The organism is Streptococcus zalophi (assembly GCF_016481285.1).
Taxonomy (GTDB): domain Bacteria; phylum Bacillota; class Bacilli; order Lactobacillales; family Streptococcaceae; genus Streptococcus; species Streptococcus zalophi.
In genome coordinates, this window is record NZ_JAENBP010000002.1 from 209,656 (window position 1) to 226,878 (window position 17,223).

Consider the following 17,223-nt stretch of genomic DNA (forward strand, 5'->3'; position numbering starts at 1 on the left):
TAACTAAAAAACTTGTTCTTTTACAGAACAAGTTTTTTGTTTTTCTATTAATATGTATTAGTTCATAACGCTTTTAATAGCTTCAAGAACAGCTGCTTTTTCTTTTTCAATTAATGAAACGCGAGCTTCAATTTCATTGATACCCATTGAAATGTTACGACTAATCGCCATATCTGTTAATTGAGGTTCAAAGAATTCTTTGTATTCTTTAAGTCTTTCAGGTGTTTTAAAGTATGCTGCTGGATAAATAACAAATTTATCAAAACTCATATCACCACCAAGAGTTTTCTTGATCCAATCCCAGTTTTCACGTGACCAAGTCCAAAATTCTTCTTGTGTCTCGTTTTGGGAAAGGAAAGGTGCATACCAACTCATAGCCAAGTCTTGTGGTTTAACAATATCTCTATCTTTAAGCACACCTAAAACTGTTTTAATTGTTTCTTCATTCTTAGTATGTGATAAAGCACGAGACAATTGTCTTCTAAAGTTAGAGTCATTTGTTTCTGGATAAAGTTTCAAATAAAGTGATACTAACTCAGGTGTCTCAGCTGACTTCACTTGATTAACTAAAACATTGGCACGAATAGCAGCTGGAATAGCTTCTAAATTATCTTTGTACTCATCAAAAATACTATTTGCTTTTTGAACAACTGCTTCATCATCAGAATAAATCATTGAAGATAAGGTTAATTCACGAACCATTTCATCTTCATCTGATTCACCAGCAATTTTTTCAAAACCAAGACGGTCATAGTTTGATTGATAGATTTTCTTCACTAATTGCTTAAATTGAGCTTCTTCCGGGCTACCAGAATCAATAAAACGTTCAAGACTAGCAATAATTGATGATATTGCTGCAGTAACCAAGTAAGATGTTTCATTCGTTAATCCAGAAATTAAAGTTACTAAATCAGCGTATGAAATCTCACCACTTTCAGCAAGTAGTTTACGGTCTTGTAATAATTGCAATTTAGAAATATTATCAAGATTATTGATATCAGAAACGAGATTATCTAACAATTCTCCCTTGTAATTGATAATATAGTGTGCTGTGTTTTCAGTATTGAAACGTAAAGGCTCACTATTTTTCTCACGTAATTGGCTATAATTTGGAATTTCCATCACACGTTCAGTCAGTGTTTCAGGAATGCCTTCCCAGTTACTATTTAATGGTACTTGCCATAAGCGATCTTTATCTTCGTGACTACCAATAAAGAATTGTTTTTGAGTCAAGATTAAAGTATCATCTACTACTTCAGCAGTTACAACTGGGTATCCTGGTTGTTCTAACCAAGCATCCATAAAGTTAGCAACATCTTTTCCAGATGTTTTTGATAAAGCATGCCATAAGTCACGACCAATGGTGTTACCATATTGATGTTTTTCAAAGTATGCTGCAAGTCCTGTAGCAAATGCTTTATCACCCAACCATCTACGAAGCATGTGCATCAAACGGCTACCTTTAGCATAAACGATTGCGGGATCAAATAAGGTGTTGATTTCATCAGGATGGTTAACTGCAACGTGAACAGATTGAACACCGTCAGTTGCATCGCGTTTAAGAGCGTAAGGAGCTCCACCTGTTTGGAAGTCTTCCATAATGTTCCATGATGGTTCAATGGTATCAATAGCAACATATTCCATCATGTTGGCAAAACTTTCATTGAGCCATAAATCATCCCACCATTTCATTGTGACAAGGTTACCAAACCATTGGTGAGCCACTTCGTGGGCAATAACTAAGGCTACTTGTTGACGACTTGAGACAGTAGAGTTTTCGTCCACTAATAAGAGAACTTCACGATAGGTAATAAGTCCCCAGTTTTCCATAGCGCCTGATGAAAAATCAGGTAAAGCCACATGATAAGAATGAGGAATTGGGTATTTAACACCAAAATAATCTTCGTAGAACTCAATTGTTCTAACAGCAATATCAAGTGCAAAATCTAATGATTTGTCTGAATGTGCTTTTGTTGCAAATACACCTACTTTTGTACCATTTTTAGTTTCAGTTTTTTTACCTTGTAAGTCACCAAGCGCAAATGCCAATAAGTATGATGACATTCTTGGAGTTGTGTCAAAGATCCAAACACCTGTTTCTTTTCTAAGATCAACATTGATTTCAGGCATATTTGACAAAACAATTTCATCATCAGCTTGATCAAACTTGATAGATAAATCAAATGTTGCTTTTGCTTCAGGCTCATCAATACTTGGGAAGGCTTCACGCGCAAAATGACTTTCAAATTGGGTAGAGATAACTTCTTTTTTAACACCATCAACAGTGTAATAAGAAGGATAAATACCCGTCATATTGTCAGTAATTTTTCCTGAAAACTCAATGACAAGCGTCATCACACCTGTTTCAGGTAATTCAACATGAACGGCCTCATTGTCATCATCCATTGTAAAAGTAAGGGGTTTATTGTCTAATAAAACTGACTTGATGGTTAAGTCTTTTTGATGAAATGAAATGTGGTGTTGTAGTGCTTCACCATTAATAGCGACATTCCCTTGGAATTGTTTTTTCTCTCTATTGATATCAAGAAAAATATTATAATTTTCTGGTACAAATTTTTCTACGTAATGTTCAACAGTTTTCATAATTCTCCTTTAAATATATAAAAAATTTATCTTATCATATTATATCACAATTCTATAATTTTGCCCGTTTTTAAATAAACAACCCACTCACAAAGATTTGTGGCATAATCAGCAATTCTTTCAAGGTCAACTAAGACTTGGAAATATTCTTTTCCAGACAAAAGAGCGTCAGGTTGATTACGAATTTCTTCCAAAGTTAATTGACGAATTCTCTTAGTATCCTCATCTATCTGGTCATCCAATCTTGCGACTTCTTTGGCTCTTTTTTCATCTCTTTTAATATAAGCGTTAAGAGCAGCTTCAACCATAATTTTAACTTGACGACCAAGTTCATTTATCTCATTTTCGACATTGTCTAGTGTCAATTGACCTTTTGTTCTAATAGTAGCTCTTGCCATTGAAACAGCGTGATCTCCCATGCGTTCAATATCACTACTGGCTTTTAAAACGGTAATCACCATCCTTAAATCTTGAGAAACTGGCTGTTGCAGTGCGATAATTTCTAATGATTTTTTTTCAAGCTTAATTTCATAGTCATTAACCACTTTATCCTCGTCAATAGTTTCTTGAGCAAGATCAGTATCATGACTAACAAAAGCACGCACAGTCTTGCCAATTTGGGATAGGACTTCGGTTCCCATAGCATAAAATTGATTGTGTAGTTTTTCTAACTCTTCTTCAAACTGTGTTCTAAACATATTTTCTCCTATCCAAACTTACCGGTAATATAGTCTTCTGTTTCTTTTTTTGCGGGATCCAAAAAGATTTTTTTGGTTTTGTCATATTCAATAAGAGTTCCATCTAAAAAGAAAGCTGTTCGATCAGACATTCTACTAGCTTGTTGCATGCTATGAGTGACTACTATCAAGGTGTACTCTTTTTTCAATTCATATAAGGTTTCCTCAACTTTTCTTGAAGAGATGGGATCAAGAGCACTTGTTGGTTCATCCAACAAAATCACATTAGGATTTGTTGCTAAAACTCTTGCAATACATACTCTTTGTTGTTGTCCACCTGATAGAGAAAGAGCAGAATCGTGTAATCTATCTTTAACTTCCTCCCAGAGTGAAGCCTCTTTAAGAGAAGTTTCCACCACTTCATCTAAGAGTTGTTTGTCTTTTATACCATTTAATCTTAAACCATAGATAACATTTTCATAGATAGACATAGGAAATGGATTGGGTTGTTGAAAGACCATACCGATATTTTTTCTTAATTCAACAGTATCCATTCTTGGACTGTATATGTTATGTCCCTTGTACATAATAGTTCCAGTAATAGTCACATCTGGAATTAGGTCGTTCATTCGATTAAAACATCTTAACAAGGTTGATTTTCCAGAACCTGAAGGACCGATAAAGGCTGTAATTTCATTAGCATAGAGATCCATTGTCACATTGTTAAGAGACTTTTTCTTACCATAGTAAAGTGATAAATCACTAACACGTAATATTTCTTTCGCCATTTTTCTCCCTTCTCTTTTAACCAAAACGTCCAGAAATATAATCAGATGTTGATGGCAAAGTAGCATTTTGAAAAATCGTTTTTGTTTTATCATATTCAATTAAATCACCATCATAAAAGAAGGCGGTATAATCACTTGCACGAGCTGCTTGTTGCATATTATGAGTCACGATAATGATAGTGTAATTATTCTTTAACGTCATCATTGTCTCTTCTACTTGAATGGTTGATATGGGATCAAGGGCACTTGCTGGCTCATCCATTAATAAAATATTTGGCTTAACAGCAATGGCTCTTGCAATACACAATCTTTGTTTTTGACCACCTGACAGAGAAAGCGCTGATTTATGAAGATCATCTTTCACTTGGTCCCAAAGAGCTGCTTGTTTTAATGATGTTTCAACGATTTCGTCCAAAACTTTCTTATCTTTAATACCCATCCGTTCTGGGGCAAATGTAATGTTACGATAAATCGATTTGGCAAAAGGATTAGGTCTTTGAAAAACCATGCCAATTTCTTTTCTCATTTCATAAACATTTACTTCGGGACGATTGATATCAATACCTTCATACCAGATTTCACCAGTAACTTTAGCAATCGCTATCGTATCATTCATTCGATTAAGACTTCTTAAGTAAGTCGATTTACCAGAACCAGATGGACCAATTAAAGCAGTTATTTTATTCTTTTTAAACTGCATATCAATTCCCTTAATGGCTTCTTTTTTACCATAAAAAACATGAAGGTCTTTTGTTTCAAGAGAGATATCATCTTTGTCAAAAGTGACAATATGTTTTTCATTCCAATTATATTCCACTGTATCCCTCCTTTATTTTGATGTCATTTTCTGATGGATTTTACGACCAATATAACGAGCCGATAAATTAAATAAGAGAATAAAAATCACTAGAACAGCTGCACTACCTGCTGATACTTCGAGTGCATCTGGTAAGGTTCCTTCACTATTTACCTTCCAAATATGAACCGACAAGGTTTCAGCCTGTCTAAAGATAGAAATTGGACTTGAGACACTTAGAGGATTCCAATTTGACCAATCAAGTGCAGGAGCTGATTGTCCTGCTGTATAGATAAGAGCAGCCGCCTCACCAAATATTCTACCACTGGCTAAAACAATACCAGTAATAATTCCTGGTAAAGCTTCTGGCACAACAACGTGAACAATTGTTTCCCAGCGAGAAAGTCCTAAGGCAAGGCCAGCTTCACGTTGGGTATGATGAACCGATTTTAAACTTTCCTCAACATTTCTCGTCATCATCGGTAAATTAAAAATCGTTAATGCCATGGCACCAGAAATAATCGAAAAACCATAACCAAATTGAACAACAAAGATTAAAAAGCCAAAGAGGCCAACAACTACAGAAGGAAGAGAACTTAAAATCTCAATAGTATTTCTAATAATGGCCGTTAATTGATTGGGTTTTGCATATTCTGATAGATAAATACCTGCCCCTAAGGAAATGGGAAAAGAAATTAAAAGTGTGATGACTAAAAGCATGACACTATTGTAGAGTTGGACACCAATTCCCCCACCACTTTTATATGAACTAGACTGACCAACAAGAAATTGCCAGCTAATGTGAGGAAGTCCTTGAACTAGAATATAGCCTATTAAACCAATTAGGATAAGAAGAACAATTCCTGATATGGCGTATAAAATAAAGGTTGCCAATTGATCAATTTTTTTAGCGTGCATAGTTTTTCTTTCCTCTCGGACGTGTAATGAGTTTCATCAACATATTAAAAACAAGACTCATTAAAAGCAGTATCATAGCAAGGCTCCAAAGAGCATTGTTTTGAACAGTTCCCATAACTGTATTTCCAATTCCCATTGTTAAAATGGATGTTAGAGTGCTTGCTGGTGTTGTCAAACTTGTTGGCATGATAGCTGCATTACCAACAACCATTTGAATCGCAAGTGCTTCACCAAATGCTCTTGCCATCCCAAAAACGATGGCCGTTAGAATTCCTGGAGTTGCTGCTTTTAAAAGAACTCTACTTATGGTTTGCCAACGAGTCGCTCCTAAAGCTAAACTAGCTTCCTTGTAATGTCTTGGAAGTGATTTTAAAGTATCTACTGTCATTGATGTAACCGTTGGTAGAATCATGACAAATAAAACAAAGACACCTGATAAAATACCAAATCCTGAGCCACCAAAAAAGAAACGAACTGTAGGCACAATGACGGTTAAACCGATAAAACCGTACACTACAGATGGAATCCCGACAAGTAATTCTATTGCCGGCTGCATTATTTTAGCACCTCTTTTAGGAGATACTTCTGTCATAAATAAGGCGACACCAATTGCAAAGGGGGTGGCAAGGATGGCAGATAAGATTGTAACAATAAAAGAGCCTAAAATCATTGGTAATGCCCCTAAAATATATTGACCATTATCATCTTTTTGAGATGGACTCCATTCTGTTCCAAACAAAAAGTGAAAGACATTGACTTTATTAACAAAGAAAGTAGACAAGCCTTTTTGAGCCACAAATAGTAAAATTAAAGCCACCACAAAAACAATCAGTAAAAGACAAAGAAAAGTGATTGTCTTTCCCATTTTCTCAAGACGAGAATTTTTGGATTTTGATAATAAACGTTTAGAAATATCATTCATTTGATTTCTCCATGACTGTCCCATCTGCTTTTTTGATTACTTTCATATCGTTGATAGAAATATAACCAATTTCTTTAACGATACCTTCTTGAACAGCATCACTAAGCATATAGTCTAAAAATTCTTTGGTGAGACCTGTCGGTTCACCTTTGGTATACATGTGCTCATATGACCAGATTGGCCAGTTATTCACATGAACATTCTCCTCGGTAGGTTCATAACCCTCAAGACTTAGAGCTTTAACCGTATCATTAACATAGGAAAAAGAAAGATAGGATATGGCACCTGGTGTCTGAGAAACAATACTTCTAACTGTCCCGTTTGAATCTTGTTCCTGTGATTTCTTTGAAGGTGTTCCTTTCATGATAATATTATCAAAGGATGTCCTTGTTCCAGAGCCAGAAGCACGATTGATGATAACAATCTCCAAATCATTTCCACCGACTTCCTTCCAATTGGTAATCTCTCCGGCAAAAATCTTTCTAAGGTCTTCGACGGATAAATTATCAACAGCTACTTCTAAATTAACAACAGGTGTTACACCTACTACTGCTACTTGGTGATCAACTAAAATAGAAGCATCTACACCTTGTTTTTCTTCAGCAAATAAGTCACTGTTCCCGATATCTACTGCTCCTGATTGTACTTGAGATAAGCCTGTTCCAGAACCGCCACCTTGAACATTGATAAACTTACCGATATGCTCTTTGGAAAACTCATCTGCAGCTGTTTCAACAAGAGGTTGAAGAGCGGTTGAACCAACAGCTGTTGTTGATTCTCCCTTATCTATCCAACTAGAACAGGAAGCTAAAAATAGTATTCCTAGCATTAATAAACTTAATCTAAGAATGTGTTTCATTTTATTCATGTTTAAACCTTTTACTTTCATCTTGTACACCAAGGAAATTATTTTTACATTTTGTCTATGGAATAAATCAGTTATCAATCTATTGATAAAGATGATTGTTTTATGGAAGCCGTAGCCCTTTTGGATAAAAGTTTTTAATGGTTTTCCCAACAATTTTGACAAAACCAAGACCATTTCCACCAACCAATAGTTGATACCAGCCTTTTGGATATTCTTTATCTAGGTTAATGGTGTTGCCTGAAAGGTATGTTTTAAAATCGTTGTCATCAATTTCAATGGTATGTATAACATCATTGCTTGTTAAGGCTAAACCTAACGCAAAACTTGGTTCAAAGCGATTTTTCTTAAAAGTACCAAGATGAAGACCGTTTCTAGCTATTTTGAGTTTTGATAAATCTGGTAAATCTAGTGGCAAAAGATATAACTCCTGACCAAAGCATTGTAACAATCCGTCCAAACATGTCTTCAAATGTGTTTTTTGAAAGTCATTCCAAAGTTGAAATTGCACTTTTGATAAATTGGACTTACCAGGCTTGACAGAACGCTTTATTTTCACTCTTTTATCAATTAATTTAGCAACAAATTGACCTTCTCCTTTAAAATGATGAGGATACATTCTTGCCGTTTCAGAAAGACCTATCCCTTCTTTCATACCATTTATTTTTTTAATAGTTGCTAATTCTAAAAAATCATAGTTTTCTAATAACCAGGAAACGATATCTTCGTTTTCTTCTTTTGACCATGTACAGGTAGAGTAAATTAATCTTCCTTCGGGTGCTAGCATTTTAAGAGCTTCTTCTAAGATTTCTCTTTGCAAAAAACTACATTCCAATGGGTAATCAACATGCCAGTAAGAAGTGGCTTCTGGATTTTTTCGAAACATCCCTTCACCTGAACACGGAGCATCTAAAACAATGACATCAAAATAATCTTTAAAAACAGTTGCTAACTTTTGAGGGCTTTCATTAGTCACTACAACATTTCTACCACCAAAACGTTCAATATTTTCAACTAAAATCTTACTTCTTTTTGTCGAAATATCATTGCTGACTAAAACGCCTGTTTGATTTAGATAAGAAAGCAAGTGCGTGCTTTTACCACCTGGTGCAGCAGCTAAATCTAACACTCGTTCACCTTTTTTAGGGGCTGCTATTTGTCCAACCATTTGTGCCGCGGGTTCTTGAGAATAAACTAGTCCTGTCACATGAGCTATAGAATGCCCCGATACTTTGCCATAGTGACCCCATGGTGTATCAGTAATAGCATCTGGAAAAACAGGTATTTGTTTTTTTAAGGGATTAATTCGAAAACCTGAAATAGCTGGTTGATCAAAGCTAGCAAAAAAAGCAGGTGCTTCTTCTTGTAATAATTGATTATATTTTTCTACAAAGTCTTTAGGTAAATTCATATTTCTATTATACTATACTTTACTCACTATCGCATAGAAGAAACGATAAATTAAAAAACCCACAGGATGGGGTTTTCTATGTTTCTTTGATATATTGTTCAATGACTTTTTTGTCAACTTTAGGAAAGAACATCATTTTTTGTCGTGTTTCAAAATTAGGTTTTTCACCTGATAATGTGAGGAGTTGATAGCCTAGTTTTTCTCCCATGATACTTGCTGCTGCATAATCCCAAGGATAAATATAGGAAAAATAAGCCCAAGCTTGTCCATTTAAAACACGACTCATGCTAAAACCAGCACTACCATAATTGCGACAACCCAAACTATGTGATACCAAGTCAGCAATTCCATGGTCATTTTCAGCAAACATTTTAGCATTGCTGATGACTAACATCTGATGAAGTTCTTTGGGTTGATAAGGAGAAAGACGTTCTTGGTTGCGATAAACAGAGAATTCACCACCACCACTAAACAAAACATCATTGATGACATCATAGATTAATCCAAATCGTCCAATGCCTTCTTCAAAATAAGCTATCATAACAACAAAATCAGTTTTTTGAGCGATGAAATTAACTGTTCCATCAATAGGATCTATCACCCAGACATTACCCTTATTCCATTTATGTCGAACATTGTTTTCTTCGGCTAAAATAAAATCAGAAGGGTAATCTTTTTTAATATGATTGATGATGAGTTCTTGAACATCTTTATCAATATTGGTGACAAGATCATCAAAACGATCTTTCATCTGGATTTCAATTTTTTCCATCATTTTATTTTTGATAAACAATCCAGCTTCCAAAATTAATTGTTTGGCAAATTCAAATTTTTTTTCCAAAAGAAATCACGCCCTTCTTTTTTTCTCTAGCTAGTTTCATTACTTGATAAATGGAATAGCCACTTGCTTTTTCAAATGATTTGTCAATTTGTTTTTCCTGACTTTTACTGGTTACTATTTTCTTAAAATTGTCATAAGCCTTCAATAAATGTGAAACTTCAACTTTTGATTCATAAGCTTTCTCAACCTGATTCAAAAAATGGAGTACTGATATCATTTCTTCAGTACTCCAAGACAAATCTACCGGATAAGAATAATTAGATGTCATCTATTCCCTCGATTTCTGCTCTGATAGTGGCGTCTTTTAATTCTTGTTTACGATAACTACGAGAAAGAAAAGCTCTAATCTCATCTTCGTTATAACCAATTTGCATCATTTTATCATTCATGATGATCGGTCTTCTTAACAAACTAGGATTTTCTCCAATTAACATAATTAACTCTGAAATGGATAAATCATCGACATCGATATCCAATTTCTGAAACACTTTTGAACGCGTAGAAATAATGTCATCTGTACCATTTTCAGTAAATGACAAAATACTCATCAACTCATCATGGTTCAAAGGACTTGTGATTATGTTATGCTCTTTAAAATCGACTTCATGTTTTTTTAACCAAGCTTTTGCTTTACGACAACTCGTACAACTTGGAGATAAAAATAAGGTAATCATAATACTAACCTCTTTACACTTATTTACTTCATTATAACAAAAACAAACTACTTTTGCTATGTTTTTCACGAATATTATTAAAATTATCAATAATTCTAATAAAGGCTACTATTTAAATAATAATTACCAATTTTTTGCGATCTTTTCATCCATTTGTAATTGCACAACCAAGGCATCAATGCCTGAAAAACGAATCATTTCACGAATTTTTTCAAGCCAGAAAAGTTCAATAGGTTCCCCATATATGTCACCGTTAAAATCAAAGATATGAATTTCAATGGTTGATTCTTGACCATCAAAAGTAATATTTTTGCCAACACTAGTCATAGAACGGTATTTCTTTCCTTGAACGATGACATCTGTTACATAAACGCCGTCAGTTGGTACAAATGTTCTATCAATCATTGCCAGATTGGCTGTTGGATAACCGATAGTTCTTCCTCTAGCTTCACCGTGAGAAACGATACCTCTTGTTGAAAGGGGAAAACCAAGGAGTTTATTAACCTGAGAAACTTGACCACTGGCAATCAATTCTTTAATCCAACTAGAGCTGATTTTAATACCTTCAATTTCAACTGGATCAACAATGACAACTTGGCCAGAAAAATGTCTTTGTAGATAAGACGAATCTTGTAAGTCACTACCAAAACGATAGTCAAAACCAACAACAATACCTGTTGCGTTTAGCTTATTAATATAAGTTTTAATGAAATCAAGAGCACTTGTCTTTGAAAAACGACTGGTGAAATCCATTAAATAAAGATAATCGACACCAAATTCAGCCATTTTAGCATAACGTTTTTCTGGGTAATGAACGTGTTTTAAAAGTGTTTCCTCATAAGGAGCAAAAACGACTTTTGGTGATTCTTTAAAAGTGATTAAGGCAACCTTAGAATGATTTTTATCTGCTAGTTTTCTAGCTTCTATAAAAAGTTTTTGATGACCCTTATGTAAAGCATCAAAATAACCAAGCACTAAAACCGTTTCGTCATTTTGGTTGATATCATTAAAATCTGTTATTTCGAAAATTTTCATATTGTTATTTTATCATACTTTGCTAGAAACAGCACAAAAGAATTTAAATAAGAACCTTTCTAGGTTTATAAAGATTATCTCGACTTTCTAAAATAGCAATCAATTGATTGTCATAAAAACCAGCAAGAACCATTTCCTTGTTATGAGGAAGTTGGATAAAACGGCCATGAGAAATATCAGTGACCATCTCCTTTGTCAATTCAACCTTTGGTAAATCTGAAACACCATAGGTCATTGGCAAAAGAAAAGAATAATCTTCTTGAGTCACTTTTTCGGCAATCTCCTCAAGTGTTAAACTTTCTAGAAAGTTTAATCCAGCTGCACTTGTGCGTGTAAGAAAAGACATATGACTAGCATAGCCTAATTGGTTTCCTAAATCGACTGCAAGAGTTCTGACATAGGTCCCTTTACTACAGTTAACTCTGAATGAAAAAGAGCAGGTCTCCTCTTTAAAGCTTAGAGGGCTGGTTCTTACAAATTCAAAAATGGTCACTTGTCGTTTTGGTCGTTCAACTGTTTCACCATTTCTTGCATACTCGTATAATTTTTTGCCATTTACTTTGACAGCAGAATACATGGGTGGTACTTGTTCAATCTCACCAATAAAGCTTTTCATAGCGATATCTACTTTTTCTTCGGTTAATTCGTTAGAATGAATGGGCGACACATCAACAAGATCACCACTACTATCTTCAGTTGTGGTGGAAAAACCAAGTGTCACTTCACCTTCATAAACTTTGCCCGAATCGGTCATAAATTCAATGACGCGGGTGGCTTTACCAACGGCAATGGGAAGAACACCAGTAACATCAGGGTCAAGCGTCCCCCCGTGTCCTATCTTTTTTTCATTTAAAATTTTTCTTAGTTTAAAAACCGCATCATGAGACGTCATGCCTGCTACTTTTTTTAAATTTATTATTCCTGAAATCATAGTCTTATTATAGCACACCCATTTCTTTGTGATGATTCATTTTTGATTACTGTTTAAGATTATCAAACTTTTCTCTCATGGTTGGATTCTTTTTTGTCAATTTTTTGACCGACACGTCATCTAATTTATTGTTTGCCAGTCTTAACTGATTTTCACTAGTTGTTAATGCTGCCTTAATGGCTTCCATTCGTTTAATGGCTTTGTCAATCTCATCAATCGCTTTTTTAAAGTTGGTACTTGCTGATTGATAATTTTTAGCAAAAGCCTTTTTAAAGACTTCTAAATCCTCTTCAAAATGCGTGATGTCAATATTTTGTTCCTTGACCATAGCCAATTCTTGTTTGAACTTCAGTGAATTCATCGAAGCGTTACGCAAAATACCAATCAATTGAATGAAAAATTGTGGTCTGACAACATACATTTTCTCATATTTATGGCTGACATCAACAATACCTGTATTATAGTAATCATTATCTGCTTCAAGCATGGAGACTAAGACAGCATACTCACAGTTTTTTTCGTTTCTATCTCTATCAAGTTCCTTGAAAAAATCTTCATTTTTATGCTTGGTTTTTGTTTCGTCGGATTCATTTTTCATCTCAAACATAATGGAAAGGATTTCAACACCATTGTCATCGGTTTCTCGATAAATAAAATCCCCTTTTGAGCCTCTTTGAGACACTTGATTGTCCTTTTCAAAATAAGCATTAGGAAAGGCAAGATTTCTCACTTTGTTAAACTCAGTTTCTGCATATATTTCTAAACTCTCACCAATCGCTTTTGTTGATTGTTGGGCTTTGAAATTCTTATAGAATTCAACTTGTTCATTGGCTGCTTTTAATTGAGCAGCATAATCAATTTGGATATTTTTCAAAGCTAATTCTTGTTTTTGTTCTTGCAAAACAAGAGCATTTTTTGCCTCGTCTCTTTCTTTTTCAATCTGAGAGAGTTTTTCTTTCAACTCATAATCTTTTTCAAGCGTGACTTGATTGAGTTGATTTTTAACTGTAATAATTTCTTGCTCTTTTTTAGCGAGTAACCCTTCTATTTCAAGGCTTTTTGCCTCTTCTTGTGTTTTAAGTTGGTTTTCTAAGGCGATAATTGCTTGTTCTTTTTCACTTAAGGATTTTTGAAGCTGGTTTTTAGCCTTTTCTTCTAACAAAGCAACTTCTTTTGCCAAACGCTCATGGATTTCTTTTTCAAACTCTGCCCCACGAACTTGTGCTAAGAGTTCACTATACTCAGTTTCATTGACGGTAAATGTAGTGCCACAATGTGGGCATTTGATTGTATTCATTACTAACCTCATTGTTTTTCTATGTTATCAAAATAATTAGACTGCGTTAACAATTTTTAAAACTGTCCATTGTTATAATCATGATAAAAATCGACTTTTAGTTGGATAATCCGCTCAACATCGTATAAGAGTAGAAACAATATAGCGCGTGTCTCAAACTCATGCCGTGTTTTAGGGAGTTCTCTTTTTCTGAAGGACTCTAAAAAGGCATTAATATCTTTTAGTAAGCCCTTGGCAGAATTTTTTTCACTGAGCTGGGCTGACACTTCCACAAAGAGTTGACCAAGAAGATAACTTTCAGCACTTTTATGTTGAAAATGATTGATGCGTTTGGCCATTTCTCTTAAGATTTTCAACTGGGCTTTTCGCATTTCAAAATAGTGAACTTGGTAATTGGTTTGATTAAATAACTGATTTCTTCGATCATGATAAACAACGGATAAAGCTTCTTTTAAAAGAGCATCTAATTGGTTGATGAGTTCTGCATCATTTCTACCATCACCTGTTCTTAAAAAACAATCAAATTTTAAGAAAATCTTTTTTAAAAGCGTTTCTACTTTAATATGATAAGCGTCAATTTCTTTTTGTCTTGATGGCATATAAAGATTGAAAACAAGCGCAACACCCGCCCCAATTAAAAAGAGTGAAAATTCATTGAATAAAAAAGGTGGCGATATTTTCTCTGCTAATAATAAATGGGTTACTAAGACAGTACTTGGTGCAATGCCACTTTCTAGTTGGAAATGATAGGCTAGTGGCACGTAAATGAGTAGATAAATCGCTAAACTGATTAAGGAAAATCCAAGAACAACAAATACTAATGCTCCGATAAAGAGTGCTAAAAGTGTTGAAAACAGTCGTTGTTTCGCAATTTTAAAAGATGACCGTCTCGTGTCTAAAATACTAAGAATGGCAATGATACCAGCTGATGTAGGATTTGATAAACCTAACAGGCTTGCTAAAAAAATAGCAATACTGGTTGCTAGAACTAGTTTAATTGTTCGTTGTAAGATAGGCATGGAAACTCCATTTCTTTCTTTGATGGATTAGCACAAAAAGAGTGATTCTCACTCTTTTTGCCAGTTTGACAATCCTTATTTTTTTGTAATGGGTGCAATATTAACCAATACTTTCTTCAGACCAATCTCAGGAAATTTAATTTTAAGTTCTGGTGAGTCTTTGCTACCTGAAATCTCTAAAACAATTCCTTCTCCCCATTTTTTATGAAGAGCAATATCACCAATTTCCCAAGTAGTGGTAGTTGCATTTGTTGATGTATTAGAACTAGCTAATGATCTAACAGATGCTCTTTCATTTTTGAATGAACGAGGATTGTGACGATTGGAAAGGCTTTTACCAGAAGAAAATGGTATAGCTGTGCGTGAACTATTAGTTGGTCTAGCAAAGCCTTGATAGTCTAATAAATCATCATCAATTTCTTTAATGAAGCGACTTGGAAAATTATAATTTGTTTTACCATAAAGCATACGAGAATTAGCATTCGTCAAATAAAGCACTTCTTCTGCTCTAGTGATACCAACATAAGCTAAACGACGCTCTTCTTCTAATTCATCAGGGTCTTCTTGAGCTCTAGATAAAGGAAAGACATTTTCTTCTAAACCAACAAGAAAAACAACTGGAAACTCTAATCCTTTAGCAGCATGAAGGGTCATCAAAGTAATCTGTTCATTTTCTGTGGAGCCTTCATCTGTATCACTGATTAAAGCTAAATCATTAAGAAAACGTGTGAGACGATCAAGTCCTGACTCAGTTTGTGATTCTTTTTCTAAGTCGTCAAAATGCTGGGTTACTGATAGAAACTCTTCAATGTTTTCCATTCGTGATTGACTCTCAAGTGTGTTTTGAATTTGAAGAGCTCTTAGATAATCTGTGATGTCTAACACTTTTTTAGTCAAATCAGTCATAGAATAGTGATCCAACTGTTCTCTTAATTGAAGGAGATTGTTTGATAAATCAAAAATAGCTTGAGCTGCTTTTCCTTTTATCTGTGACATCATTATCTGACTAGCTGCTTCTACAAGAGATAAGTCAATTGATGAAGCATATTGACGTAATTTATCAATGGTACCAGGACCCACACCTCTTTTTGGTTCGTTGATAATTCTTTCAAAACTGATATTGTCACTTGGATTTGCGATAACATTTAAAAATGCAATAATATCACGAATTTCTTTACGAGAGTAGAACTTTGTCCCACCAACCATGGTATATGGCATATTGGCCTTCAAAAGGGCTTCTTCAATCGTTCTTGACTGGGCATTTGTGCGGTAAAGCACTGCAAAATCTTGATAACTTCTTTTTGTTTCTTTAATTAATTTAGCGATTTCACTAACAACAAATATGGATTCATCATGTTCATCGCTAGCACGGTAATAAACAATAGCTTCGCCATCATTATTTTGAGTCCATAGGCGTTTGGGACGTCTATTTTTATTATTTTCAATGACTTTATTTGCTGCCTGTAAAATTCTCTTTGTCGAACGGTAGTTTTCTTCCAATAAAACAACCTTGGCATGTGGGTAATCTTTTTCAAAATCAAGGATATTTTGCATGTCAGCCCCACGCCAACCATAAATGGATTGATCAGCATCGCCAACCACACAAATATTATGAAAGCGACTGGCTAATAATTTCACCAACTGATACTGGGCATGATTTGTGTCTTGGTATTCATCTACATGGATGTATTGATAACGTTGTTGATAGTAGGATAAGATCTGTGGATTTTCGTCAAATAAACGCAAGGTCATCATGATTAAATCATCAAAATCCATGGCTTGACTTTGTTTTAATTCTAATTGATAAAGGGTATAACATTTTGCAACAACTCGCTGATAGATATCACTTGCTGTCTTTTCATAAGTCTTAGCATCAATCAAATCATTTTTGGCATTGGATATGGTGCCTAAAATACTACGTTCATTCCATTGTTTTGGATCAATGTTGAGTTCTTTCATCACTCGTTTCATAAGTGTTCTTTGCTCACCTGGATCAATAATCGTAAACTGGCGATTGTAGCCGATAAATTCAGCTTCTCTTCTAAGAATGCGAACACACATGCTGTGAAAAGTAGCAATTAAAGAATCTTGTGTGGCAGGATTTAACGCCATAGCCCTTTCTTTCATTTCTCTTGCTGCTTTGTTAGTAAAAGTGATGGCTAAAATATTCCACGGGTTAACACCTTTTTCATCGATCAGATAAGCAATACGATGTGTTAATACACGAGTTTTCCCAGAGCCTGCACCCGCCATAATGAGTAATGGACCTTGGGTTGTTTGAACAGCTTCACTTTGTTTACTGTTCATTCCTTTTAATAGTGAATTCATTGTTTCTCCCTTACTTGTCTATTCAAGAATTATACCATTTTTTTGATGACAAAAAAAGAGACTATTGGTTAACAAAAATTGTCTAATAGGCTTTAAAAGTCTGATGAGACACCCGTT

At 34.6% G+C, this 17,223-nt stretch carries 15 protein-coding genes and 2 pseudogenes; all 17 read right to left on the reverse strand.

Annotated features, from left to right (window positions below):
* Positions 1-57: 57 nt before the first annotated feature.
* Positions 58-2,604 (reverse strand): M1 family metallopeptidase, encoded by a 2,547-nt coding sequence (locus tag JHK64_RS02550; protein WP_199567437.1) that lies wholly within the window; start codon positions 2,602-2,604, stop codon positions 58-60.
* 44 nt (positions 2,605-2,648) lie between these two features.
* Positions 2,649-3,302 (reverse strand): phosphate signaling complex protein PhoU, encoded by a 654-nt coding sequence (phoU, locus tag JHK64_RS02555; protein ID WP_199567438.1) that lies wholly within the window; start codon positions 3,300-3,302, stop codon positions 2,649-2,651.
* An 8-nt stretch (positions 3,303-3,310) separates the two neighbouring features.
* Positions 3,311-4,069 carry a phosphate ABC transporter ATP-binding protein PstB gene (gene pstB, locus JHK64_RS02560; RefSeq protein ID WP_199567439.1) on the reverse strand — a complete coding sequence of 253 codons (759 nt, stop codon included), beginning with the start codon at positions 4,067-4,069 and terminating at the stop codon, positions 3,311-3,313.
* Between the two features lie 16 nt (positions 4,070-4,085).
* A complete protein-coding gene (pstB, locus tag JHK64_RS02565; RefSeq protein WP_199567440.1) occupies positions 4,086-4,886 on the reverse strand; it encodes a phosphate ABC transporter ATP-binding protein PstB in 801 nt (266 codons plus the stop codon).
* A 12-nt stretch (positions 4,887-4,898) separates the two neighbouring features.
* Positions 4,899-5,783, reverse strand: coding sequence for a phosphate ABC transporter permease PstA (gene pstA / locus JHK64_RS02570; RefSeq protein WP_199567441.1), 885 nt, complete (start codon positions 5,781-5,783; stop codon positions 4,899-4,901).
* Positions 5,773-6,705: a phosphate ABC transporter permease subunit PstC gene (gene pstC / locus JHK64_RS02575; protein WP_199567442.1), complete on the reverse strand. Its 933-nt coding sequence runs from the start codon at positions 6,703-6,705 to the stop codon at positions 5,773-5,775. Before pstC ends, pstA begins: the two co-directional genes overlap by 11 nt.
* A complete protein-coding gene (locus JHK64_RS02580) occupies positions 6,698-7,573 on the reverse strand; it encodes a phosphate ABC transporter substrate-binding protein PstS family protein (RefSeq protein ID WP_199567487.1) in 876 nt (291 codons plus the stop codon). The genes pstC and JHK64_RS02580 overlap by 8 nt, the downstream gene beginning before the upstream one ends.
* Before the next feature lie 100 nt (positions 7,574-7,673).
* Entirely contained in the window at positions 7,674-8,981 is a 1,308-nt protein-coding gene (locus JHK64_RS02585) for an RsmF rRNA methyltransferase first C-terminal domain-containing protein (protein WP_199567443.1), read from the reverse strand.
* 76 nt (positions 8,982-9,057) lie between these two features.
* On the reverse strand, positions 9,058-9,822 hold the full coding sequence (locus JHK64_RS02590) for an inositol monophosphatase family protein (protein WP_199567444.1): 765 nt from the start codon (positions 9,820-9,822) through the stop codon (positions 9,058-9,060).
* A complete protein-coding gene (locus tag JHK64_RS02595) occupies positions 9,806-10,090 on the reverse strand; it encodes a UPF0223 family protein (protein ID WP_199567445.1) in 285 nt (94 codons plus the stop codon). The genes JHK64_RS02590 and JHK64_RS02595 overlap by 17 nt, the downstream gene beginning before the upstream one ends.
* Entirely contained in the window at positions 10,080-10,496 is a 417-nt protein-coding gene (locus tag JHK64_RS02600) for a Spx/MgsR family RNA polymerase-binding regulatory protein (protein WP_199567446.1), read from the reverse strand. Before JHK64_RS02600 ends, JHK64_RS02595 begins: the two co-directional genes overlap by 11 nt.
* Before the next feature lie 123 nt (positions 10,497-10,619).
* The gene (locus tag JHK64_RS02605; RefSeq protein ID WP_199567447.1) at positions 10,620-11,531 is read right to left on the reverse strand and encodes a bifunctional riboflavin kinase/FAD synthetase; all 912 of its coding nucleotides are present in this window, start codon (positions 11,529-11,531) and stop codon (positions 10,620-10,622) included.
* 43 nt (positions 11,532-11,574) lie between these two features.
* On the reverse strand, positions 11,575-12,462 hold the full coding sequence (truB, locus tag JHK64_RS02610) for a tRNA pseudouridine(55) synthase TruB (RefSeq protein ID WP_199567448.1): 888 nt from the start codon (positions 12,460-12,462) through the stop codon (positions 11,575-11,577).
* A gap of 46 nt (positions 12,463-12,508) precedes the next feature.
* Positions 12,509-13,408: pseudogene (locus tag JHK64_RS02615) on the reverse strand (DUF2130 domain-containing protein); the annotation flags it as partial.
* Between the two features lie 173 nt (positions 13,409-13,581).
* A pseudogene (locus JHK64_RS07570) lies at positions 13,582-13,759 on the reverse strand (DUF2130 domain-containing protein); the annotation flags it as partial.
* Positions 13,760-13,815: 56 nt separating this feature from the next.
* The gene (locus JHK64_RS02620; RefSeq protein WP_199567450.1) at positions 13,816-14,778 is read right to left on the reverse strand and encodes an aromatic acid exporter family protein; all 963 of its coding nucleotides are present in this window, start codon (positions 14,776-14,778) and stop codon (positions 13,816-13,818) included.
* A gap of 75 nt (positions 14,779-14,853) precedes the next feature.
* Positions 14,854-17,106 (reverse strand): DNA helicase PcrA, encoded by a 2,253-nt coding sequence (gene pcrA, locus JHK64_RS02625; RefSeq protein WP_199567451.1) that lies wholly within the window; start codon positions 17,104-17,106, stop codon positions 14,854-14,856.
* Positions 17,107-17,223: the final 117 nt, after the last annotated feature.